The organism is Pseudoalteromonas sp. S8-8, assembly GCF_000497875.1.
Taxonomy (GTDB): domain Bacteria; phylum Pseudomonadota; class Gammaproteobacteria; order Enterobacterales; family Alteromonadaceae; genus Pseudoalteromonas; species Pseudoalteromonas arctica.
The window spans coordinates 21898-45213 of sequence record NZ_AUTR01000030.1; the positions used below are offsets into that span (position 1 = coordinate 21898).

At 36.3% G+C, this 23316-nt stretch carries 22 protein-coding genes; 17 read left to right on the forward strand and 5 right to left on the reverse strand.

Going from position 1 to position 23316, the window contains the following annotated elements:
* Window positions 1–59 precede the first annotated feature (59 nt).
* Both L659_RS0108955 and L659_RS0108960 read right to left on the reverse strand, forming a co-directional pair.
* Complete coding sequence (locus L659_RS0108955) at window positions 60–290, reverse strand: hypothetical protein (RefSeq protein ID WP_024590302.1); 231 nt, start codon at window positions 288–290, stop codon at window positions 60–62.
* A complete protein-coding gene (locus L659_RS0108960) occupies window positions 287–520 on the reverse strand; it encodes a helix-turn-helix domain-containing protein (RefSeq protein ID WP_158001141.1) in 234 nt (77 codons plus the stop codon). The genes L659_RS0108955 and L659_RS0108960 overlap by 4 nt, the downstream gene beginning before the upstream one ends.
* A gap of 113 nt (window positions 521–633) precedes the next feature.
* Here L659_RS0108960 and L659_RS0108965 point away from each other — a divergent pair, with 113 nt between their 5' ends.
* The 12 genes from L659_RS0108965 to L659_RS0109015 all read left to right on the forward strand — a co-directional run bounded on the left by L659_RS0108965 (window position 634) and on the right by L659_RS0109015 (window position 12809).
* Window positions 634–2550 carry a UvrD-helicase domain-containing protein gene (locus L659_RS0108965; protein ID WP_024590304.1) on the forward strand — a complete coding sequence of 639 codons (1917 nt, stop codon included), beginning with the start codon at window positions 634–636 and terminating at the stop codon, window positions 2548–2550.
* A gap of 1726 nt (window positions 2551–4276) precedes the next feature.
* Window positions 4277–4909 carry a hypothetical protein gene (locus tag L659_RS0108970; protein ID WP_024590305.1) on the forward strand — a complete coding sequence of 211 codons (633 nt, stop codon included), beginning with the start codon at window positions 4277–4279 and terminating at the stop codon, window positions 4907–4909.
* Between the two features lie 54 nt (window positions 4910–4963).
* Window positions 4964–5269, forward strand: coding sequence for a hypothetical protein (locus tag L659_RS0108975; RefSeq protein ID WP_024590306.1), 306 nt, complete (start codon window positions 4964–4966; stop codon window positions 5267–5269).
* A 134-nt stretch (window positions 5270–5403) separates the two neighbouring features.
* Window positions 5404–6447, forward strand: a complete 1044-nt coding sequence (locus tag L659_RS0108980) for an AAA family ATPase (protein WP_024590307.1) — start codon at window positions 5404–5406, stop codon at window positions 6445–6447.
* A 38-nt stretch (window positions 6448–6485) separates the two neighbouring features.
* Complete coding sequence (locus L659_RS0108985; protein ID WP_024590308.1) at window positions 6486–7037, forward strand: hypothetical protein; 552 nt, start codon at window positions 6486–6488, stop codon at window positions 7035–7037.
* A gap of 94 nt (window positions 7038–7131) precedes the next feature.
* On the forward strand, window positions 7132–8223 hold the full coding sequence (locus L659_RS0108990; RefSeq protein WP_024590309.1) for a DUF3150 domain-containing protein: 1092 nt from the start codon (window positions 7132–7134) through the stop codon (window positions 8221–8223).
* A 176-nt stretch (window positions 8224–8399) separates the two neighbouring features.
* Window positions 8400–8573 (forward strand): hypothetical protein, encoded by a 174-nt coding sequence (locus tag L659_RS1000000123700; RefSeq protein ID WP_155945838.1) that lies wholly within the window; start codon window positions 8400–8402, stop codon window positions 8571–8573.
* Between the two features lie 132 nt (window positions 8574–8705).
* On the forward strand, window positions 8706–9833 hold the full coding sequence (locus L659_RS0109000; protein WP_024590310.1) for a DUF7146 domain-containing protein: 1128 nt from the start codon (window positions 8706–8708) through the stop codon (window positions 9831–9833).
* On the forward strand, window positions 9826–10074 hold the full coding sequence (gene yfaE, locus L659_RS1000000124105) for a class I ribonucleotide reductase maintenance protein YfaE (RefSeq protein WP_033027823.1): 249 nt from the start codon (window positions 9826–9828) through the stop codon (window positions 10072–10074). The genes L659_RS0109000 and yfaE overlap by 8 nt, the downstream gene beginning before the upstream one ends.
* 160 nt (window positions 10075–10234) lie before the next feature.
* Window positions 10235–12076 (forward strand): hypothetical protein, encoded by a 1842-nt coding sequence (locus tag L659_RS0109005; protein ID WP_024590311.1) that lies wholly within the window; start codon window positions 10235–10237, stop codon window positions 12074–12076.
* 32 nt (window positions 12077–12108) lie between these two features.
* Window positions 12109–12459 carry a hypothetical protein gene (locus L659_RS0109010; protein WP_024590312.1) on the forward strand — a complete coding sequence of 117 codons (351 nt, stop codon included), beginning with the start codon at window positions 12109–12111 and terminating at the stop codon, window positions 12457–12459.
* Window positions 12460–12551: 92 nt separating this feature from the next.
* Window positions 12552–12809: a hypothetical protein gene (locus L659_RS0109015; protein WP_024590313.1), complete on the forward strand. Its 258-nt coding sequence runs from the start codon at window positions 12552–12554 to the stop codon at window positions 12807–12809.
* A gap of 196 nt (window positions 12810–13005) precedes the next feature.
* Here the strand turns inward: L659_RS0109015 and L659_RS0109020 are convergent, their stop codons facing one another.
* The 3 genes from L659_RS0109020 to L659_RS0109030 form a co-directional block, all read right to left on the reverse strand.
* Window positions 13006–13851: a DUF7007 domain-containing protein gene (locus L659_RS0109020; RefSeq protein ID WP_155945839.1), complete on the reverse strand. Its 846-nt coding sequence runs from the start codon at window positions 13849–13851 to the stop codon at window positions 13006–13008.
* Window positions 13852–14229: 378 nt separating this feature from the next.
* On the reverse strand, window positions 14230–15321 hold the full coding sequence (locus L659_RS0109025; RefSeq protein WP_024590315.1) for a ParB family protein: 1092 nt from the start codon (window positions 15319–15321) through the stop codon (window positions 14230–14232).
* On the reverse strand, window positions 15321–16538 hold the full coding sequence (locus L659_RS0109030; protein WP_024590316.1) for a ParA family protein: 1218 nt from the start codon (window positions 16536–16538) through the stop codon (window positions 15321–15323). The genes L659_RS0109025 and L659_RS0109030 overlap by 1 nt, the downstream gene beginning before the upstream one ends.
* Before the next feature lie 1124 nt (window positions 16539–17662).
* Between L659_RS0109030 and L659_RS0109035 the strand changes: the two genes are divergently transcribed.
* The 5 genes from L659_RS0109035 to L659_RS0109075 all read left to right on the forward strand — a co-directional run.
* Window positions 17663–18769, forward strand: a complete 1107-nt coding sequence (locus L659_RS0109035; RefSeq protein WP_024590317.1) for a hypothetical protein — start codon at window positions 17663–17665, stop codon at window positions 18767–18769.
* Window positions 18770–19800: 1031 nt separating this feature from the next.
* A complete protein-coding gene (locus L659_RS0109055) occupies window positions 19801–20334 on the forward strand; it encodes a hypothetical protein (protein WP_024590318.1) in 534 nt (177 codons plus the stop codon).
* A 112-nt stretch (window positions 20335–20446) separates the two neighbouring features.
* Window positions 20447–20872 carry a hypothetical protein gene (locus L659_RS0109060; RefSeq protein ID WP_024590319.1) on the forward strand — a complete coding sequence of 142 codons (426 nt, stop codon included), beginning with the start codon at window positions 20447–20449 and terminating at the stop codon, window positions 20870–20872.
* Window positions 20873–21634: 762 nt separating this feature from the next.
* Window positions 21635–22621: a tyrosine-type recombinase/integrase gene (locus tag L659_RS0109070; RefSeq protein ID WP_024590321.1), complete on the forward strand. Its 987-nt coding sequence runs from the start codon at window positions 21635–21637 to the stop codon at window positions 22619–22621.
* Between the two features lie 251 nt (window positions 22622–22872).
* On the forward strand, window positions 22873–23316 hold a 444-nt coding region (locus L659_RS0109075; RefSeq protein ID WP_024590322.1), incomplete at its 3' end, for an IS30 family transposase.

Genomic DNA, 23316 nt, shown 5'->3' on the forward strand with positions numbered 1-23316 from the left:
TTGCATGTATTAAAACATATTTGTATAAATAGGCTACTGATTGAACTCAATATTATTGATTATATTAGGTGCAATCGCCACAATTCTTCTATTTCGTATACTTTTTCAGTATAGGTATCTTTAATTACGCCACCAGCGGTTACTGTCAAATACAAAACTCTACTAAGCCCACTTTTCTGGCGATACTTAACTGAAGCATGGCAACCAGCTACTTTGTTTATTGCTTGTGAAAGTTGGTCAAGGCTATAACAAAGAAAATCCTCTTTGCCCACTGTTTGAATTTTAATCATGGCTGTAATCCATCCAATACCAGTCCTGTTTTAAATTGAGAAACATGACTTCGCAATATATAAGACAATTTAATAAGTTGACGCTCTTGCGGTTTTGCCTTGCCACTTTCCCAATTTAGGTAATCGCTTACTTGTACATCTAATTTTGTGGCAACAGTTTCTGGCGAAAGTAACTGCTTCTCTCTTTGTGATTTGATACGTCTACCAAGAATGCGACTGTATTTGTTCATATACATATTTACCCTACTTCGAATTTACAGAGGTCATTTTTACCTATTGTAAAATTTAGGCTACTGGACAGGAAATAATAGAATGCATGTTTTAGGCACTTGTAAGATTACATATGGCATTAACAAACGATCAAAACGCTGTAGTTGTACACAGAGACGAAAACAAACTTGTACTCGCTTTACCCGGAAGTGGGAAAACCCATTTATCAATAGAACTGGCCAGTGAGATTATAAAGGCTAATGAAATTAATAAACTAATAATGGTTACTTTTACTCGTTCATCTACAAAGGAAACAGAGCATCGAATTTCAAAATTGATCAGTGAAAATGACTTAAAGCGAATAGATATAAGAACGTTTGCTAAATTAATACTTGACCATGCACGACCGCTATTAGATGGGCGTAGTTTAATAATGGGACCAACACACGATTCATTTAAACGTCGTGCTGTAGGTACAGATGAAAAAAATCTACAATTTTTAGATACACAATTCCCTGTAGAGTATCTATCATCAAATGGGGATATTGGCGAGCTTTCAGAAATTTCAATGAAATATCTTCAAGCACTCTGGCAGTACAAAAAAGTTGATTTAACGACATTGAGTATAGAGCTTATTTTTGCATTAAGTGCTAAGAAAATTGAGCCGTTGGATTTTACTCACATGCTGGTGGATGAATTTCAAGATACGTCAGCAATAGAATATGCTTGGATAAAAGAGAATAAAAAAGAGAATAGATCCTTTACGGTCGTGGGAGACGATGACCAGGCCATTTATTCTTGGCGTGGCGGTTTTGGTTACAAAAACATGGTTAAATTCCAAGAAGAATTTGAAGCCAAAGCTTTCCTTTTAAGTATTTGTTTTAGATGTGCACCTGAGATATTGGCGTATGCAGCAGAGCTCATTGACTATAATGTAGAGCGAATGCCAAAAAGCATGAACTCTGCAAAAGATCCGGGTGGCAGAGTCGTTTTCAAAGATTATGCACGTTTAGATATTGAAAAAGCCCTTAAAATTGATCCTGAACGTATCCACCAATACAAAAAAGAAACTATTATAAATAGAATCGTACCAAGTGGATTATCTTGGCATTACCGCAGAGCAATTGAAAACTACCTTAACCTCATTAATCAAAAAGTGTACGCCAATAAACCTGATAAAGTCATTATGAGCAAAACTTCAGTACCGTTTGAATGCCAAGGCGTAGTAGCCCTAGAAATAGCTCAAAACCCTAAAGGCTGGGCAGTGTTAGCTCGAACCAATAAGTTATTGGATTTGATGCAGGAAGAATTAGTTTACTTAGATATTCCTGTTGAGAGGATTGGTGGTAAATCTATATGGGAGTCACCATTGATTGTTGGCTTAGTCAGCTTATACAGAAGCTTATCGAACCCGAAAAGCATGGTATTTATTGATGATGCACTTAGCTTTATAGGTGTACCAAATAATGTTATTAGCGAAACACATAAGCATGTTGTTGAGGTTGGCGATATAAATAAGGTTAGCTCATTATCATTGCCGGAAAACAAAAACCTAAATATTTATTTGGACTTGGCCAAAAACATACCTAGTAATGACGATGAAGAAGGAATTGATGAGTTTATAAGTAAAGTTTTTAATATTGCATCAGTAATATCAAAGGATCACGAACGCGCTGTTAATAAACTACGGTTAGTTTCTGACCGACTACAAGGTTATAGCGGGTCACTAAGAATGAGGGTGTCAGCTTTGATTCGCCTTATGCAGATGAAAGACGAAATTGACCATAGCGATAAAGATAAGGTGATACTGGCCACTATGAATGGCTCAAAAGGACTTCAGTGGGAAAAAGTATGGATAATAGATGTTGAAAAAAATAGAGTGCCTACAAAATTTAGAGGCGATAGTGACAATGAGGACAGTAAGTTAGCATTTTTAGAGGAAGAAAGGCGTTTGTTATACGTGGCCATCACTAGGGCTGAATCACGATTACATATAAGTTATCGCCATGGGAAGCACTCGCAATTTATTGAAGAAATGCAGCCAGATTAGGCGTTTCTTTAAACGGAAGTAGTCTTTTATCAGCGAGGTCAGAAAACTATTTGACCTTGCTTCAATTTTTTAAATAAAAAACAGTACAAGCATTGTAAAAAAAGTAAATGCGTTATATATTCAAATTATCGCTACGGCGATAAACCCATTTTCGCTACGGTGAAAATAAATCGCTACGGCGATAAACCCATTTTCGCTACGGTGAAAATAAATCGCTACGGCGATAAACCCATTTTCGCTACGGTGAAAATAAATCGCTACGGCGATAAACCCCCTTTCGCTACGGCGAAAATAAATCCCTACGGCGATAACACTTTTCGCACCTGCGATCGGTTTGGCTAAGCCAACAAAACGAATTTAAATATGAATACCAACCCCCCTCCCCCAGTGAGCATTAGCTTATCTGGTATTTTTCATGCTTAAAATTTATTGAAAACATAACTACCTAGTTATGTCCTTAATAATTTTTACCGTTTTTTTTAACTGAAGTTTTTAACTTCGACTCCTTGCATGGAGTATAACCCTTAGCGGCTTTACATCCCTGTATCGCGACGGTTCAACCTTTTTAGGTCAATGAATCATATGCTACGGCATCAACCCCAAACCCAACCAAATAGTCCTGCTATTTGTAAATTAAAAAAACGGAGAGTAACCACTCATGCGAAACTTTAAAAAAAGCGCACTAACCCCTAAGGCAAATAAAAACATCTTTAGTAATTTTTTCAACCTCGTTGGATTAGTTAATAAATGTATTTATCTGCCGACCTATTTAGTTTCAAAACTTTTTCATAGCGAAAATTTCTTTGGGCGACTCGTTGTTTTGTTTATATGGCTTATGAATGTTATATCCTTAATGTTTATTTCATCTACCATGACAAGCACAACAGGCTTATTAACCAATCTTAGCAACTTTATTGTTTCGTTTGGTCTTTTAAGTGCAGTTCCCGTTTTAATTATCCAATTTAGAAAAGACTCTTTTTAAGTTTAACCCCTTAAATCGTAACTAAATAAACCCAAGGCAAATAAAACACCATTAGCAATCCATTCAACCACGTTGAATTTGCTAATTAATGTTCCTAATGCCTAACTAGTAACCGTACTTTAAATCGTAATTATTTATTTGAACCACTCGTTGTAATGCTTATATTGTTTTGACTGTAATAATTTTTTATTCCTTTCATATTTTTCAATTAACACTACATGCTTGCTAACTATCCTTAACAATTCTTTGTTTCTTTTAGTTATTAATTCTGGTTTTAATTTATTTCTACAATTTCAAAGTCACTTTTTAAGTTTATTTCCTTAAATCGTTACTAAATAAACCCAAGGCAAATAAAATGACATTAGCCACCAATTCAACTTCGTTGAATTTGCTTCGCTAAAACCATTATTTTCCACACATTTTAGTTAACTCACTTTCATAGCAAACATTTCATAAACCACACGCCGTACTGAAAATCTTAATTTTGAATGTAATATTTATTTCCTTCATTACTATGATTATCGCGACTCACTTATTGACTAACCCTAACAATATTTATTCTTTGTTTTGTTTAGTGCTTTAAGTTTGGTTTTGTTTATTTGTATTTTGAAAGTTCCTTTTTAAGTCCAACCACTTAAATCGTAACTAAATTAAACCCAAGGCGTCAGCCTAAACCCTACGGGAGTATTTATTCACTCCTTTGGGGTGCATGTACTCCCGTTTTTTATATCCCGGAGAGTAACCATGCAAACCCATGCAAAGAAAAATAAAGTTAACCACCTAGACAAAATTGAATGCGTTTATCGTATACAACACCACGGCTCTACTGTTAGAGCTTGTGCTAAACGTTTTGGTGTTACTGATAAAAAAGTAATTAGTTGGCTTTCGATGCACGAAAAAGGTGAACTTATTAAGCAACATGCTCAGTGGTCACCAAGTTGGAATAGAGAAAATGTAATTCAACACCCGTTGGATTTAGATATATTGCAAGCAATTAAGCGGGGAAATCCCACTTATGAAGACTCAATTATCTCTTTGTTCGACCCTGAACTTGATGCAGTTAACTGTATATCTCATGTTGAATGGCAAGATGAAGAAATTGAAAAACTATGCTTATGGATGGTTGATCGTTCTTTAGAAATTCTGCGTGATGTTGCTATTGATAGTGAAGACTTAATTGTCGAGCTTGAGTTCGTTAGTTCTAACTATTTTGCATTAATTTGTAAAGCGTTTGGCTTTGATCATGTTGAACTCCGTAAAGGAATTTACCATGAACTTAGACTTCGCGGTGTAAATGTATTTGCATTAGAAATGTTAGAAATATCATCTGTATATACTCGTTCTGGAGTTACTTATGTTCCTAACAGTGAATACTAAGCAGTCTCTAAACAATGTACTTACATGTGTATTTGAAATAGATGGAGAGATTAAATGAGAGATTTAGTATTTAGGCAAGCATTTGCTTATAACTTAGTTGAAATTATCACTGCGATAGTTACATCTAAATATCTTAAATTTAATTCATTTATTAACAATACTGATATTTTGGTTTGGATTGCATTAGAGCAAGGTGATGTAGTTCCCCAATTATATATTAGTGAGATAGACAAAGCTTTAACTGAGCTATCAACTGATTTTAATGGGAAGTATATAGAAGCATATGCTTTAGCAGTTCAAACATATAACGAGAATTATGAAATTGATAAAATGGCTGAATCAAGCATTTACGTTTCATAATTTAACAACTGTATAAAAAGTTCTAAACCCTAAATTTAATTCTAAAGATTAAATTTAAAACCCTAATCGGGGATAGTTTTCCCTGATAGGGAAGATCTATCTCCAAAAAACTTAATTCCTTTTGGAGAGTAACCATGTCAAACACAAACACGGCAGAAAACGTAACAGAAATTCAATCAGCAAAAGTAAACTACAACGAATTAGAGAAGGTCGATGCACATAGCATTTTTCCTGATTTTTTCACTCCCGGTGAAAGAACTCTTACTCGTCGTAAAAATCGTCACCCTGATTGTCAAGGCTCTAACAAGTATTACATTCCGACAGAAAAGACGCTTAAACGCTTATTATCTTGGTGGATGGCTCCTGTTCAACTTCAAACTTTTGGTTTGCATGGTGAAACAGGTACAGGTAAAACTGAAATGTTACTTTTTGTAGCAGATCACTTAAATGAACCTGTATACATGGTTAAGTGTCACGGTAGCTTAATGCCAGAAGATTTAGAGGGTTCACGAGTTCTTATGAATGGTGAAACACCTTTTAATCCTGGTCCAGCTGCTAAAGCTTACGCTAGCGGTGGGTTAGTAATTTTTGATGAACTTGATAAGGTAAATCGCAACACTGGTGCTGCGATTCATGGATTACTGGAAGGTAAGCCTTGGCCTATAGAGCAAATTGGAAAAACACTAACTAAACACTCATTGTGTCGTATCGTTGCCACAGGTAACACGACTGGTGAGGGCGGCTCAGAGTTCTACACTTCTTCACAGAAGTTAGACGATGCCTTACGTTCACGTATCGGTTGGTACAGAACGTATTACCCACAACCAGCACAAGAGTTAAAAATAATACAAAAGCAATTCCCTGCAATCCCATATGCTGTCGCACATAAGATGGTCTTAGTCGGTAACGAATTAAGAAAATTACGTGTGGGTGATGATGGTAAAGGCATTGATGATCCAATCGGTTGTATTTTTAGTACACGAACATTGGTTAATTGGGCTTTTCATACGATGGTATTTGGTAAAGATGCGGAATGGCGCGAAGCCTTAGATTTCTCTATGCAAGGCGGTGTTGATAGTGATAGCCAGGAAATAGTTGATGCAGTATTGCAGCGATTATTAGGTTTAGATCTTGATAAACCAAGTGGAGAAGTTTTTGCCTCACACGCAAAAAAGTAACAGGCTCTTCCATAAAACCGGTAGCTAGTTTTTACGATATGACAGACAGTTTAGATTGTTCCGTTTTTGAAGCTCACGAGTTTCCAGACGGTTCATTTAAAGCAATGTCTATCGGTACTAATGCTAATGGAAAGAGATTATCGGTTACATTTAGTTGCGTTGGAGTATTTACTGGTCTTAATAGTATATACAGAAAAGTTAGTGATATAGAGTGGGTGGATAACAATACGCATCTTGATGATGTTGTTACACACTTTACGATTAAACACAGCACTGAATACAAAGGACAAGAAGCGGTTGAATTAGGCTTTCTACCATGTAGGCCGTCTTCGTACCCAACAGAGTCTTTCGATGTTATTACTTTAAGTAAAAGCAATGATGAACTTTGGGCCATTGGTCACTTTAACAATGTTCTTTATGTTTTTTACAAAAAGAACAAACGTTATGGTGATTATTGGATACCGCAAGTAGTAGATAGTAAAGTTTCTTCAAGAGATCGTATTCAAGAAAAGCTGGATGATGGGTATTTAACTACCATTAATAGCTTTGTGTTCGATCACAAAACTAGAAACTTAGAATATTGTAAATAGAGGCTAACACCTCTAAACCTAAACCCTACAGGGGCATAATACCCCTGAACAGGGTTGTTATGCTCCGAATTTATCAAACCCCCGGAGAGTAACCATGACAACCCAAACATATACAGTCGATTCAGCAAAAGAAGCTTCTAAACTAGCCGCAAACAATGCCAATTTAGACATTAAAAGTGGCGCTTGTTTAATTTCAGTAGAAGTTCAAGGAGCATGTGGCGAAAGTATTATCTCTGATAGTAAATCGTTAATAGATGGACAAGTGCTCGACTCTGAGTTGCTTTCAGGTACTAAGCTACGCTGGTTCCCGAAAGAAAAGCTTAGATTTGTTAGTAAGTGTTCAGCTCAAGCTCGTCGCGCTCTTAATCAACGAGGTATTAGCTTTGCAAAAGGCGCTACCCTTGTACCAATCAGTCAATTAGATGATTTGATTACAGAGTTAAATGAAATTGATACTGAATTTAAAGCTGAAGTGCATAACCTTAGAAGTGAGTATGAAAACACTATTGAAGACCATATTTTAAATAATAAGCCTGTAGAGGCCTATATTAGAAAATGTTCAGATGAAGCTAGTAAATTTGCTGGTCGATTCACATTCAAGGTGCACCCACCAATGGCAATTCAACCTCTTTTTGATGGTGATGAAGATGTTATGGCTGTTGAAGCGAGTCAAACTTTGTTTGATGAAATTTCTAACGAAGCAGCGGAAATCTATCAAAAGTCGTTCCTTATGGCAGAAAAAGCAACAAGCAAGAAGTTAAAACCAGTTTTCGCTCTACGCGATAAATTGGTCAATTTATCTTTCTTGGATTCTACTGTTGCTCGTGTAGCTGAGCGCTTTTCTGAAGTGCTAAATGAATTACCTTTAACATACCCTTTAATGGGTGGTGACTATCACAAAGTATGTCATTTTTTGACACTTGTGAGTGACAGAGCAAAAGTTATTGCTTATGGAAAAGGTGGTGATGAGCTAAGCGAAGTTGAAGAAATAGAGGAAGTTGAAGAAGTACCAGTAGTGGATAATGCGTTAATTGCAGAGTCTAGTATAAACACTGAAGATAACCCTTTCAGTGATAACCCATTTGGAGAAGCAGTAGAACAATCAAGTAGTGACCCATTTAACTCTGAATTCATAGTTCAGCAGGAGAATGTGGCTATTGATAGTTTTGCTTTTGATGGTTGGTAATTAATTTTATCAATTGTTAGCACCAGTAAAAGCCTAGCGCTTTTGCTGGTGGCTTACTCCCTAAAAACACTTTTTTTGGAAAGTTTTTTTAAAGATTAAGAATATAAACCCACGCGGGTACACCTACCCGCTTGGGCATGGTTGTACCCCAAATTTAGATATTTTGGAGAGTAACCATGAAAACCGATTTAAAGAAAATGCTTGAAGGTAAAACTATTAAAACTGTAGTCCGTGGAGATTACGTTTTTAAAACAGTTGAACATGAAGGTAAAGATATTGTTGTAGGTGTTAGATCAGTCACTACTAATAGTTCTCGAAGAATTGAGAGTAGTGAACTAGTAACTGCATAACCACCATCCAAGCTCGCTTTTGCCCGCTTGGGTGGCGAGCTTTCTTTTTACCGGGTCACGGTGATCACCAATACACCTGAGACTCGGATGTATTGGGATCACCGTGATTTCGATATATGAGGAAGTAATATTATGAACTACAACAATTTCGACAAAATTAACCATGTTAAAGCATTAGTAGACCAAAGTGGCGGTTGGGAAAGTGTTCTTTCAAACTACCATGGGTTAGCGCAATCATTTGAAAAAGGTATTAGGCAGCAGCCTTGTCCTTTAACCGGTGGTGGCCGTACTAAGTTTAGATGGTTTCGAGACTACAGAGATACAGGTGGGGCATATCATAACGATGTTGGGCCTTTACCAGATGGTATATCAGTTGTGTCTTGGTATGTTGGGTGTTCTGTCTCACAGGCTTTAGATGAAATTATACGTATTTGCGGCGGTGACTTATCACGAGTTACTGAATCAGATGCAGCTAAAGCACAACGTAAGCATACCCAACAAAGCGCATACAAAACGTCAGAAGAGGCCTTAGCAAAAGCTAAAAAAGTTCTTAGGAACAATAAAGCTCAAGCTAAGCCAATTTTGAACACTCATGCGCAAGATTACCTTCGCAATCGTGGTATTAATTCGGACCTTACTAATATGTCTGATTTGGGCTTTCATCCAAAACTTGCATATAAGGAAAGCGATGAAACAAATTGGCAGCATTTCCCCGGAATGCTTGCCATGGTACGTGATGTGAACGGTAAACCTGTCACTATGCACCGCACTTTTCTCGACACAAAACTACCGGTTAAGGCAGATATTATGCGCAGCAAAATGATTTTTGCGCCTATATCTGATGTTCGAGGCTGTTCTATTCAATTAGACCAACCAAGAGACGTAGGTTTTGGAGAAAAAGTTATAGGTATAGCTGAAGGCATTGAAAATGCACTTAGTGTTCGTGAAGCTACAGGAACTCCTATGTGGGTCGGTATTTCGGATCGTTTAATGGAAGCTGTAAAGTTTCCAGATGACGTTACGTTTGTCCTAATTTGGGCTGATATTGAACCTAGTGGGGCTGGTCTTGCTGCAGCGAAGCGCTTGAAGGAACGTTTGGAAAAAGAGGGCAGAAATGCAGAAATCTTTGTACCAAATTGTCCTGAAGGTGTTGATAAAATTGATTGGAATGATGTTTATCAGTCAAAGGGCTTTGATGGTTTTCCACCAGCTCTTAGGCCTGAATTTCAACTTGATACTGGAGTTGTTATTCATGATTAAAATCATCACTTCGTCGCGTCAACATCACAGCGTAGAAAGCAAAGGCACAATACTTCAGAGTCTTGAACAAGGCTCCGTTGTACACAAGTCACAGTGTAGAACTGGAATTTGTGGCTATTGTAAGTGCAAATTAAAGTCGGGTTCAGTGACTTACGTCACTGAGCCTTTAGGCTTTATGTCAAACGATGAAATCTTGCCATGTATATCAATTGCTAATGGAAATATAGAAATAGAGAACTGAAAAGGGAAGTCCTTTTTGGTCCTCTATTTTTCATTTTATTGTTTCTCTAAGCAGTAAAACGAAAAGCAGATGATATAGAACCTAATAGCTCCGGCTATAAACCCTTAAATAAAACCCTATACGGCTTAGCCGTTAAACCCCCTATGGAGAGTAACCACCCATGAAATCAAAAAACAGAGTTATAAAAGTAGCTAGAGTATTATCAAAGTTAATGAGTGACAGAGAAGGTATTAAGGTCACTGTTAGTGGTAGTACGGCTTATAGTTGTGGTGGAAGAATTAATATTCCATTTGGCGATTTTACTGATCCTGATTATGTGTCTATGACGCATGGTTATATTGATCATGAAATTGGCCATGAAAAACACACCAGTTTTTCAATCAACTTTAAGAGTAAGTTACATTCAAATTTATGCAATATCTTTGAAGATGCACGAATGGAGAAGTTAGTTGGTTCAGAGTATCCAGGCGCTAAGTTAAACCTTGAAAAACTTGTTTTAATAGCAATTAAGAAAGGCTTGTTTAGTGAACCTGTGAGTTCTGATAATCCGTTATCACTAGTATTAACATACTGCTTATATAAAGGCCGTGTACTTGGTGCAGGCAACCTTTGTCTAGATCAATATGCTGAACAAGCTTTAGCGTATTTAAAAGCAACCTATGACAATAACTTTATAGATAGTTTAACTGAAATAGTACATGGAATTACAAACACTCGTAGTACGCGTGATTGTGCAGATATGGCTTGGAAAGTTATTGAGCTTATGAAAAGTACAGATGAAGAGGAGCAAGAAGAACCTGAAAATGGTGATGATAGCGACGATTCAGAAAGTGATGAGCAATCAGACGATGAGCAATCAGATGATGAGCAATCAGATGGTGAGCAATCAGATGGTGAGCAATCAGACGGTGAGCAATCAGATGGTGAGCAATCAAATGGTGAGCAATCAAATGGTGAGCAATCAAATGGTGAGCAATCAGATGATGAACAATCAAATGGTGAGCAATCAAATGGTGAGCAATCAGATGGTGGACAATCAGATGATTCAAGCACGGATACTAATGGAAATGAAGCCTCTGTTGAGGACCAAGAAAACGGTGATCAAACTTCACGAATAATTAAGTCAGTTATAGATGCTATCGAAGACGATAATATTGAAGTACCTGACTTTCATGAAATGATAGCCGAAGAATTGAGACGAGAAGCAGAAAACTTTAGCCCTTCTGAAGATGATTCCGAACTTCGCGATATATTTAGTAATACGTTACCTGTAACGACTAAATGGAGAGAGATGGGATTACCTTTCAATAACCCTGAATTAATACCCAGTGCTGGCAAGGCGGTTTACCGAACCCTACACAGAGCGTTAATTGATGACACAGAGGAGTTGAATGGTTTTAGAAATCGTGGCCGAAAATTATCTAGCAAAAAACTTGTTGGATCAGTTTTAGGTGATGATCGCATTTTCAAAACACCTGTTATAGAAAACGAACTGAGCGCCGCTATTAGTATTTTAATTGATGCGTCCGGTTCTATGGCTGGTGGCTATCAAGAGATTGCTAACGCGGTAGCATTAGCAATGTCTAAGGGTTTGCAAAGCTTACAAGTTAAAAATGAAATTGGTTTTTACTCGTCTGAGATGTGCCTATATATAGCAAAACCTTTTAACCAACAATATATCGATGCAAAACGCTTTCAAGTTTGTTCTGATTTATACACTCCAAGCGGTGAGGCAATGAAGTCTGCATTAATGAGACTGAATCGCCAATCTGAAGATAAGAAGTGCTTATTCCTCGTAACTGATGGTGAGCCTAGTTGTCCGGGGTCATTTATTGAAGCATTGGAGCTGGCAAAGATATTGGGTATAAGTATTGCTGTATTAGGTGTGGGGATGACTAGAGATAACATAGAAGGTTTAGATAACAAATACTTTACGAATGTAGAGTGCGTTTCAAACCTTAAAAGTGCGTTATCTAAAATTGTAAAATCAAACATATTTTAACTCTGTCAAAATATCGTATATAGGAGCGTGTTATGTGCGAAACAAAGCTTGTTTCGGGTTATGCAACAACGTTTGTTCATGTTGTTGCAGCTAACGTATGTGGTGAAATTATTAAACCAAGTGATTTAAAGTCATTAGATAGTGGTGCGGGTGACTTATACTGCGCTGCTTCATGTGGTGAAATAATAACGCGTACTAAGTTGAAGCATTTAGATGCATTGTTGATAGAAAACAACCCAGCATTATCGGGTTTGATTTTTAATGTTTACAATGAGGCTAATGATTTCTTAGAACCAATCTATGATCTTACTGAACTAGTGAGTGACGCAGATTATTTAGCAGAACAATACGAAATATATTCTCTATCTGAATTTGAGAATTAACACCGGCAATTAAATAATTGCCTTAAACATTAACCCAAAAGGGGGTCGCTCTCCCTTTTGGGATTGCTCCCCCTCAAATATGAGGATAAGCAATGAGTAATAAAAAGAAAAACTTCGACCAGATACTTGTTGAACTTGTTCTGATGGCTATATTAGTTGGTTTTATACCCAGCTTAATTGTAGGAGCTTTAGAAGATTCCTTTGGAGTTTGCATAAGCCAAGTTGCAGATGTGTGCCACCAGTTACAAATTCAAGGTTTAGTTAAAGCTATAGGAGCATTAATTTGCTCTGTAGCTGCGGTTGTCGTTTCATTTACTATTTCAAAGCAATATAACAAAGAGGACAAATAATATGGACACAAGTATTTATCAAATAGCTACGGTAATTGTGGTTTTGGTGACATTCAGCACACTTGCTGGAGGTCTTTACTTTGTAGCCAATAGGTCTTCTAGTTGATTTTGAAATAAATCTGTTCAATTAAAGCGTCCTTTTGGGCGCTTTTTTTTTGGCTTAAATTTTACTGCCGGAAAACCAATCTGATAAACACTAATCTAAACCAGGAGCAGTGTAGAAATGTTCCTTCCAGTTTTTATCTGTTTTCTTCCAAGTTCCATCAATTCTGGGAAATCTATTTAAACGCTCGACCCAATCAGCTAATGACGGTAAGTATTCAGTATCGGGCATAGCGATAGGGCGCTTATTACTGAGAACGCATTCACTTAGATAGCGAATAACATGTTTTTCCATTTCAGTTAAATCCCTATTGAGCTCTTCATCCTCAACGTGGGGCTTAGAAACTAAGTCAAGTTCAGGGTCAAAGCTTACATTGCACTCAGCAAGAAAATCGATTTCGGCTTGGTTTTTCTTTCTTGGCACTGAATGCGATGTAAATATACTGAGCCTACCTAATCCATTGGCTTTGTCTTGAACAGACGGGAATAATTGCGGGTATGTAAGGTAGACAAGTGCAAATGCCTCATCTTCTTCATAATATTCACTATTAAGGGTTAGATGTGAGGGAATAGCATCAGCACGCTCTTTCGTTAGTTTTAAACCACCATGCCCGGCAGTCTTAACAACCATTATTCCATCTGCGAGTTGTCTTTGCTCTACTATAAGCCCCCATGGTGATGTCAGTTCAAGTATCGCTCTTCGGTCTGACGGTGAATATCCAACGCCTGCATTTTCCAGCATGTTTAGCACCATGCCATGAGAGTAATTATACTTAATGTAGCGCGACAATCGTTCGCCTAGAGCTTCATGGGCGTTGTTTTCTGCTGTTATGTAAATTGGTTCATGTGGGCATGATACATGCTTTATAAGCTCATCCCACGATGCATAACCTAATGTAACAGAAAGGGCTTCATGCACTTCTTTGAGCGTTGGCGGCACTGAGTCGAAGCAGGTTACATCAAACGGTATTCCAGATTCGTTCCATTCGTAAAAAAGAGCATCAGCCCATGCACTCGCTTCTATAGAGTGAGCAGGTGTTATTTTTACGTTTTTCATAGTTACTTTCTTTTTATTTTTTTATGATAAGGTTTATATTAGTTTATAGGTTGTCAAAATCAAAATACCGTAAACTGAGGTATTACCTGGTTGTTAAGAGAGTAGGGTGAACAGAGTAAGTAAAGGAATAACGTGTATTATATCGCTGGAATAATTTGCGATATTTTGTTGTAAGTTATTGTTTTCAAGAAAAATAAAGAATAAATAATTCTTGTATAAAAAACACAAAAAAACCTGCTAATCAGCAGGTTTTTATCAAGGTTATTGGTTATGTTTTTCCAAGAGCGCTACTATAGCTTCTTCGATTTCTCGTTTAGCCTCTTCAGTAATTTTGTCAAATGTATAACTTACCTTTCTACCCTTTTCAGTTTTTTTAGCTGTTCTTTGATTACCCTTACAGTCAAACAGTTTAGTTGTAACCGCTTTATCCTTCGGTTTGGCAGTAAGTTTTTTGTTTGCATTTTTAATAAGAGTTAAAACAGCACTTTTATATTCATCGGCCGCAAGGTTATCATCTATGCTAATAATTTCAGTTTCGATTTCATCTATAAATCCATCAAGAAAGTTGTTACTTTCAAGTTCGTCTTGCACTTGCTTGAGAAGTTTATAGTCAGCAATAGCGAGCGTGTTCACATCAGGGAAAAGCGTTAGCATTTCCTTTTTTACCGAAGCAGCAGTGAGCGCTTTACTTATTAAGCTTTGGCTAACACCGAGCTGTTCTGCTAATGCAGTTTGATTTAAGGTTTCGCCAGTCTCATTAAAGTGATTATCTTTAATCAACTGACAACGCAAACCAATATCTCTTAAGCTATGCTCCTTTGCCGATTGAAGCTCTTTTGCTAACGCTTTCGCATCACTGACGCTTATATCTTCGCTAGAAACGAGAAGGTGAAACTCCTTAATCGCTCCTTCTTCATATAAAAACCGGGCACGCCTACGTGAGCCGTCTAATATATCCATCTTCCCATCAAGTAACCTTGCAATGGCCGGTGTATATTGTTGCGTAAGAATTGAGTTTAGATCTTGTAATGACTCAAGGGTTAAATCGTCTTGGAATCGTCCGTTAACCTCAAACGTGACGGTGGTATTATCGCGTACTTCTTCATAAGACAATGTAACAGGTGTGAATTCTACTTTTTTACCTGACTTCAAAGTCCATACTTTACTTTCCCCAACTGAACTTAAACCAAAGAACTCTTTAAGCACTGCATTTGTATTTTGATTTGAGCTTTCAATTGCCGATTTTAGATCCTTTGATAGATGCTGTATTTTACTTATTGCTGCGTCTACTATCGCATCTTCTCCACCTGGTACACCACCTGTCGGATTGTTAAAGCCACGTTTTTTTGCCATTATTTTTCCTCCTTACTGCTTTCACGCCATACTTTTGCAATATCTCTATATACCTGACTTGTTACTTCATACCCATTTACTTGAGCTTTTAGAAATGAAGATTTACTTTTGTCGTATTCACTTTTGGACATATCGAAGACAGTAGCCATTGATGCTTGGCAATTAGAAACAGCCTCAGATGCTTTAAACTCTTTTGAGTATAAATAGTCCGAGAAATCATCACACAAACCAGTCATCAATCCTGTCGTTGTTGTTGAGCCTTCTTTAAAATTAGTAAGTAACATTTTCATAAAATCGAAGCCGGGATGACCTGCTTTTTTTAAAATAGCCCACACTTGCTGAATAAATTCAAAGTAAGAACTTGTGGCATCAATATCGCTTTCAGTTACACCTAATGGGTAGATAATACCCGTCGCCGCGTAGTAAGCATTATACGTTGGGAAGCCTAGGCTCGGTGGGGTATCTATGATAATTATATCAAATTCACTTTCAACTTCATTGATAATGTTTTTTAAAATTGAATACGGGTTTTCAATTTTATTATTTATAACTTGTTCGTGAAACCAGTTGTCTAAAGCCCTATCTGATTGTGCAGCCGGTAGGATACGTAAATTTGGTATTGTTGTTGGTAAGAATGCATTTGAGATCACTTGCTGCTTTGTTTCACCTTCGTCTAGCTCATAGTTCCCAGTAATCAAATCACCAGATGATAGCTCACCCAACGCCTCTGACTTCGTAGCGTAAAAGGTGGTCAATGTTGCTTGTGCATCCATATCAATTAGGCCAATGCGAAATTCTTGATGGAACTCTGTTGCTAGGCAAGAAGCTAGTGTAGCTGCAGTAGCTGTTTTAGCTACGCCACCTTTTTGATTTTGTATCGCGATTACTTGGAGTTTTTGATTTGATCCACGGTTGAATTTTTCCGCTTTTCTCAAATCTTGAGGCATTAGATCACGTACCTTGTATATTTCTTCTAAGTCCAGTGACCACTGAGAATCATCATGTCTGCGAGGGTCGATGTTAGCTAATTTTGTGTATTTATCTATAGTAGCCGCATGCACACCTAAATAGTCTTTGCTTTCATTACGAGTAAAGTTGCGAAGTTGTTTTTGGTTATTACTCAACAATCTTCTATTACGTGCTTCTTTATGATTCGTTGCGCCTACACTTAAATTATAAAAATCTCTATCAGTTTTAGCTACTTTTTCTGAACTCATGAAAAACCTCATACTTAACAATTATTCTAGTAAAGTGATAGTACATAATATGTATAACTGTGTATACCGATTTTTGTAATGCGAGTCATTTTTTGATACATGAATCGTGCATTGGTGTGTGGGCAATTATTCCCATATATATCGCGATTCCAAAATGCTGAAAACGCAATAAAATGATTATGACTAATGAAATAAAGTACTTAGTCAATTCTGTAAAGTGGCTTTATCCGTGCGTAATGACGTCAGGCAACTCAGTGGCCATAAAAAATAGAGCCGATTGGTTATTGCATTTGTCATCGTGTCTTATCAAAAGTCGTTTAAATGCAGAGCATGTGTTCTGTATTGATTACAGTTTTTTTGCAGAAAAGTAGAAAAGTGTCTTCATTTTTTACACTTTTATTAAACTATCATTTCTTTCTTAAACTTTTTACACATTAAATATGTATACTTCTAAAACACTCATAAATTTAATGTTGTAACAACCTGATTTAAAACACATTAAATGCTTGTTTGATCGTTTGAAAAAATGTGGCTGGCTTATTGCAGAAATTGAGTATGTGACAAACAAAAACTGGAGAAAATGTATGTCTATTCTAACAAAGCGTTATGCTTATGCTTTTGTATCAATTTTTTGCCAATTATTTTTTTACGCTGCAATTATAAAGTTTGGAAATAGTGAAGATATAGCTAGACTTGTATACATTTTAATCAACACAATTAGTATGTATTTGTATATAAAAGCTCTTATTACAGATATAAATTATCATCGAATTTATTAATAAAATTTCGTAAAAACTGCGAAAGTTAGTGCGAAAGCTTTCGCGTTTTTTTCTGTATTTAACATGGATATTTTAGAGTTATTAATATTTTTATTTCTGTAAATTTAAATTCAAATAACTAACTTAGTTAGTGGTTAAGTATAAAGTTCTATATAAACAATGATTTATATGGCTTTTTTGATTTTGGCGTCTGGTTTTAAGCTCGTTCATATTGTAATTAATTGCGAAACTATTCCCTCGCTAATGGCGAAATTGTTTCGCGATAAGAGCGATACTATTTGCCGTAATTGCCTATATGAACAAGCGTGTGTATAATTCAATCATGTTTAAAAGTAGGTAATACCAATGTCTGCAAAAACCACTTCATTAAATCACAAAAAAATGATTCATGAGTTGTGTAATAACTTAGTAAAAAAAGGTATTGAGCCCAACATTCCTATGCTTTTGTCGTTGATCCCTGAAATTAAAAGCACGAGCACAGCTCATAAACACTTACTATCTTGGAAGACTATTAGGGCCCAAGAGCAAAAGGAATGGTTTGATAACAAATTTGCATTGTCATCTAACTTTGCACAAACGTTTATGGATGAATTGGCGCTAAAGGAAAAAGAGGCAGAACTACGCTATAAAAACCAATTTAATGAAGCTAATAGACAGCGTTTAATAGCCGAGCAAGAACTATCACAATTCAAAGCTGAATATGAGGCACTGAGTCTTAAGCAAGTGGCAAGCGAAACAAGGATAGAGCTACTTGAGAGGCAGTTAATGCAGAGTCGAGAGCTTGCTAATGAAAATCAAGAAAATGATGCACAATATCAAAAAGCTCTGGAGGAACTGACTCGCACGCATTCTCTGGCCGTAAAGGAGCTAGATACACAAATTGAACAGTTGAGAACAAAAAATCTGTCTAGTAGTAGGTTGAACCAAGAACTAGTAGAAGAGCTAACTTCACAGAAAGCATTAGCTAGTGAAAGCAAGGCTCTCGCACAAACGCTAGATGAAAGAAACGCTAAATTACTCTTAAGTAATGAAGCCCTTATAAAGCAGAATGAAAAAGTTAATGCAGAGCTTGAAGATGCTACCCAGGCGCTAGAAGACAATAAAAATAAAGTTAATGAACTCACCGAAGTAAAAACTGCATTACAAAACGAACTAAAAACGCTGAAAGCTTCTAATTTAGCTTTACAGGAAGAAACTGACAATTTTGAAATTTATAATAATGATATAAGCCCTAATCACATTAATTTAAATGAGATAGCGGAATCAGAAGATAAAGATTTAACTGCGTTAAATGATGCTAATTTAGCATTAAGTAAAGAACTCGAATCTGTAAAAGCTGCACTCAAAGAGACTGATGCTAAGTTACAGGATGCTTACACGCATAAGATGAACTTGTTAGTTGAAGTAAAAAAACAGAAGACAGCTATAGATTTACTACGCAAAAGAAAGTAGAAATTAGTAAATATGATTAGTTCAATATCGGCAAATGATGACCCTGTCTGGGTTGTTTTTGGTATCGTCGCTTGTGCCGCGCTTGGCATGCTTATTCTGTGGTTTGGGAATGTTAATAAAGGAAAATTGGAAGAATGATTAAAAAGATTACTGAATGGCGAGTAGGGAACACCCTCTTCATAAGATGGTCAAATGGAAAGGTTAGTGCAGTCGGCAAGTCAAATAAGTAGGTATATAATTTACCAATATTTTTGAAGCAACTTCAAATTCATTAATTGAGCTTAACTTACCTGTAGCTATATTGACGTTTGTCGTATCAATTTTATCAGGTCTTTATTTATTTGCAGTTAAGGCCACAAGCTAATAATTTGAAGCTAGTAAAGATTACTAATCTCAGTGCGCTTTTTATATTTAATAGCTTTGTGTATAATTATTATTAAACTACTTCGAGGTATTTATGAATACAATTCAAATTGCGACTATTATAGTTTTAACTATTACAATATTTTCACTTGCTGGTGGTTTGTATGCCTTGAAGCATAAAAATAAAGATTAGTTATTATTTTATAATTTTTGTGGTTCAATCTATTTAGTTAATGACATCAATTAACGCAGCTCGCACCTCTAGAATAATACCAAAAGCATGCTTCCTTACATTTTCAATCTGTTTTATTCGCAAATGAAGAGGATAGAAGTTGCCTTTATGTATTCACCTACCCAAACAAACCAACATCATCTGTGCTATTAAGTGCGGTTGTATCAGCCCCGTTATTTAATTATGCGCTCGTTATTAGTAAAAATAACAAATTAGAGTCACTATATTCACCCCTTCTAGCTTTGTAGCCTAAACATTCAAGTGTGTCATAATTCGTGCAATACAGATTATCAAAATACCAATAGGGTTTTATTTTCTGTTTTTTTTGGACCTAAATACATTCAGTGTTGTGAATTGGCTTTACACAGCCAATGACTACATGTGTTGAACGTCCATGTGAATTTTTAAATGCAAGAAACCACAAAGAGGGAATAACATGATTCATCAGCTCACAGGTAAACTCACTGACATCACAGAAAGTTTTACGGAAAAAACACATAAAACTACCGTGAATATTTATGACTACTTAGAGTTCGACGGTATTAAATATGGAAATATGCAAGTACCTGACGTTATAAATAGACATCTAGTTAAAGGTGTTGGCGAACAATTCACCATTGATTACATGGAAGTTATGGAGCGTTCAACACCCAAGCGCACGATAATCGGTGTAAAAACTCAAGATGGTAAATTTGATCACATTTCAGATATAGAAATGAAGCCAGCGTTAACGGCCATGAAAGCCCTCTTTGCACTCAATATGTTCACTTATTCAATATTTTGGACCATATTTGGTGGGATAATAGCTCTGGTAACGTACTTTATGACTAAAAGTTCAAATACAGCATATATGGTTTTATTCCTTGGCTATATTGTTGTTATAGCTTTAACGACTGTCGCTAACATGAACAGAATGGGGCCTATAAAAGAAGCGCTAGCTTACATAGATGAAAAGAAAGATATAGTTTAAGCATTTTCGCCTGCATAAAACACCCCATAAAAGGGTGTTTTATGCTTTTAACTGAGAGCCTGACCAGGACTACGCTCTTAAAGATAAATTACAGATAATAAGCAATATCTCCATGAGCAAAACACCTTTATCCCCAGCAGCTTCGGACAACTACATGACTTGTGTTGACGTTGAAGTTATTAACGCCAAGCGAAAATTAACGGATGTTAGAAATACTCGCTCTAGGATGAGAAATAAAATTATAAGGTTGAGCACTAAAAGTGATGCACTTGAAAATTTTATAGCTCAGTACCACCCAAGCTTGGCAATTGAGTTTGATAAAAAAGACGAAGCACCTAATGTAGATCTTGAACCCAAAGAGAAACCAATCAAATATATTGAGCAAATATTGAAGGACATCAGCCATAATGCTTATGCAGTAGGGCGATACCAACGCAAGCTTTATAAGCTAATGAACGACCCTGACTATTTAATTTGGTTTATAGAAAATCATTACGGTAATGTTAAGCACAGTAAAAAATCAACTTCTCCGCACTAATTACAGTTTTGAGTATGTGATTTTATTGTTATCAATCAGTTGGTTAGTGTGTTTATATCGTGCTTTATAAAAAACACTATTTTATTAGAGCTTATATATTGACCCTCTCTAGCTTAGTAGCTTAGATATGAAAGTGTGACATAATTTTTAAATAAACCGTTCAGAAGGATTGGGGTGTGTTAGTTTTTTTATTTGTCATTATTTATTTGATTAGTCATTTTGCTACTTTTTATGTTTTTAAAAAGTGTAACTTTATGGGTGGTCCGAACGCGGCGATATATTTACTGTCGTGTTATGCAAGCCAAGTGATTATACCCGTGTTCATATTGCTGCTTTCATTAATTGTGTCGGGTGTGGCACACAATTTATCAGTTACACTAATAGCCGAGTTATTTACAGCTGCTTTGGGCTTAATATTATTAATTGCCTTTAGTTTTATGATTTACACTCCAAAACATGTAAAAAAGCTCAAAAAATGAAATTTAAAAACTTAGGTGAGTTAGCCTGAGTTTTTTATTTAAAGTCCAATTTAACATAAAAATAGCTATCGTAAATAGTGATTTACAAGAGCTATTTTTGAAGTTAATGTGACCAGTATGGAAATTATAATTTTCGTACTTATAGCGTACATAAATATATTGGGCGATTTGAACTAAGGTGTTGTTAAAGTGAACAAATGTGATGTACGGGTTTAATTTCAGAGATTAACATTAAACTATTTATTTTAATTCTACTACAACAAAATACAAAGAAAGGTTCATCGTGACACGATTTGCAAAAGAGCTATTTGAAGTGCGTAAAGATTTGGCCGTTTCCAATGGCAGGCACAATAAAACAATTATCTACAAAGATGCGCAATGTCCGATATATAATTATATATTATCGCTAACCTCTGAAGCCTCTAAAGAAACTGCAGCAAGGGTTTTGAAAGCGATAGCTAAGCATATGGGCAGGGATTCAATCTATGATATTAACTGGCAAAACTTTAGCGGGGTTGCATTAAATAGTTTAATTAATAGTTTTAAGTCTAAAGGAAATTATGCACCAAAGACGATAACCTTGTACATTTCTATAGTAAAACAAGTTGTTGAGCACGCTTATTTACTTGGGTATATGAGTACGTTACAACGTGATGCCATTAAGTTCATAAAGCCAAAAGCAGGCTCGCGTAGCAAAGAATATGAGCTATTAGACCATAAAGGAGTGTGCGATTTACTCAATAAAATACAATCAGGAATAGGGGAGAATGGTGCTAAAATTGGCAATCATGTCGCTAATGTTCGGGATTATGCGTTATTTTCGATACTAACACGTTGCGGGTTGCGGAGGTTAGAAGCGGCTAGTTTAAAGGTGGGTGACGTTCGGGAAAAATCACTTCGAGTTATAGGTAAAGGCAATAAAGAGCGTAAAGTAGCTTTACACCCAGTAGTTACTGAAGCTATTAAACAATGGTTTAAAATTTATAAGTATTCTAATGAAAATGATCCTCTTTTTGTAAGTATTCTAAAAGGGGGGCACTTACAAAATAAAGCAATGAGTTCTGATGCGATATTTAAATTGTGTGTGAAATACAACGCCCCACCTCCGCATTCATTGCGCCGCAGCTATGCAACAAACCTTTACAATAATGGGGCTAATATCAAAAATATTTCGTTGTTGCTAGGTCATAGTCAAATCTCTACTACAGAATTATATCTGCATGTTGGTGAAGATGATCTATACAATGACGTCATGGATAATTTGCTCTAAATAATTATAAAAAACAGTCATTATGAAAAGTCTTTCGTTATTTCATTAATAATAGGCAAGTTAAGTTGTGGCCGTAGGTCTGCTATATAACTTGCTAGCTTGTTACGTAATGCTCGCTATAAATGTAATTGTAAGCAATGGCTTTTTTTTATAACCTAGATTCAAATTGTAAGTGCATAACTTGTTTTGGCTAGATTAAGTGGTCAGTTGCTCATAAGCTAACTGCTTTTTCTCCGGCAAGAGATTTTACAATGAGACATTACAAACAACTGACCTATGCGCAAAGATGCCAGATCGCCGTTCTAAAGAAAAGTGGTTTTACGCAACAAAGTATTGCTGAGCTAACTGATTTATCGCAATCTACGATTTCAAGAGAGCTTTCTAGAAATACAGGTAAGCGAGGTTACAGACATAAACAAGCTCATGAGCGGGCTTTGTTTCGCCGAAGAAGTGTAAGAAAACCGCTTAAGATGACACCTGAAATGATGGCTTTAATTACCCAGAAGCTTAATGAGAAGTGGAGTCCTGAACAAATAACGGGATGGTTGCGTAAAAAAAGTGAACGGTCTGTCAGCCATGAATGCATTTATCTGTATATCTGGGGAGATAAAAAAGCAGGTGGTGAGTTATACCTACATCTGCGCCGACACGGTAAGAAATATCACAAGCGCAGTCATGGTAAAACAAACCGAGGG

What these genes read in the sequence shown, in the direction of transcription:
- L659_RS0108955 (WP_024590302.1), bottom strand. Translation starts at nt 290, where the DNA reads ATGATTAAAATTCAAACAGTGGGCAAAGAGGATTTTCTTTGTTATAGC.
- L659_RS0108960 (WP_158001141.1), bottom strand. Translation starts at nt 520, where the DNA reads ATGAACAAATACAGTCGCATTCTTGGTAGACGTATCAAATCACAAAGA.
- L659_RS0108965 (WP_024590304.1), top strand. Translation starts at nt 634, where the DNA reads ATGGCATTAACAAACGATCAAAACGCTGTAGTTGTACACAGAGACGAA.
- L659_RS0108970 (WP_024590305.1), top strand. Translation starts at nt 4,277, where the DNA reads ATGCAAACCCATGCAAAGAAAAATAAAGTTAACCACCTAGACAAAATT.
- L659_RS0108975 (WP_024590306.1), top strand. Translation starts at nt 4,964, where the DNA reads ATGAGAGATTTAGTATTTAGGCAAGCATTTGCTTATAACTTAGTTGAA.
- L659_RS0108980 (WP_024590307.1), top strand. Translation starts at nt 5,404, where the DNA reads ATGTCAAACACAAACACGGCAGAAAACGTAACAGAAATTCAATCAGCA.
- L659_RS0108985 (WP_024590308.1), top strand. Translation starts at nt 6,486, where the DNA reads ATGACAGACAGTTTAGATTGTTCCGTTTTTGAAGCTCACGAGTTTCCA.
- L659_RS0108990 (WP_024590309.1), top strand. Translation starts at nt 7,132, where the DNA reads ATGACAACCCAAACATATACAGTCGATTCAGCAAAAGAAGCTTCTAAA.
- L659_RS1000000123700 (WP_155945838.1), top strand. Translation starts at nt 8,400, where the DNA reads ATGAAAACCGATTTAAAGAAAATGCTTGAAGGTAAAACTATTAAAACT.
- L659_RS0109000 (WP_024590310.1), top strand. Translation starts at nt 8,706, where the DNA reads ATGAACTACAACAATTTCGACAAAATTAACCATGTTAAAGCATTAGTA.
- yfaE (WP_033027823.1), top strand. Translation starts at nt 9,826, where the DNA reads ATGATTAAAATCATCACTTCGTCGCGTCAACATCACAGCGTAGAAAGC.
- L659_RS0109005 (WP_024590311.1), top strand. Translation starts at nt 10,235, where the DNA reads ATGAAATCAAAAAACAGAGTTATAAAAGTAGCTAGAGTATTATCAAAG.
- L659_RS0109010 (WP_024590312.1), top strand. Translation starts at nt 12,109, where the DNA reads ATGTGCGAAACAAAGCTTGTTTCGGGTTATGCAACAACGTTTGTTCAT.
- L659_RS0109015 (WP_024590313.1), top strand. Translation starts at nt 12,552, where the DNA reads ATGAGTAATAAAAAGAAAAACTTCGACCAGATACTTGTTGAACTTGTT.
- L659_RS0109025 (WP_024590315.1), bottom strand. Translation starts at nt 15,321, where the DNA reads ATGGCAAAAAAACGTGGCTTTAACAATCCGACAGGTGGTGTACCAGGT.
- L659_RS0109030 (WP_024590316.1), bottom strand. Translation starts at nt 16,538, where the DNA reads ATGAGTTCAGAAAAAGTAGCTAAAACTGATAGAGATTTTTATAATTTA.
- L659_RS0109035 (WP_024590317.1), top strand. Translation starts at nt 17,663, where the DNA reads ATGTCTGCAAAAACCACTTCATTAAATCACAAAAAAATGATTCATGAG.
- L659_RS0109055 (WP_024590318.1), top strand. Translation starts at nt 19,801, where the DNA reads ATGATTCATCAGCTCACAGGTAAACTCACTGACATCACAGAAAGTTTT.
- L659_RS0109060 (WP_024590319.1), top strand. Translation starts at nt 20,447, where the DNA reads ATGAGCAAAACACCTTTATCCCCAGCAGCTTCGGACAACTACATGACT.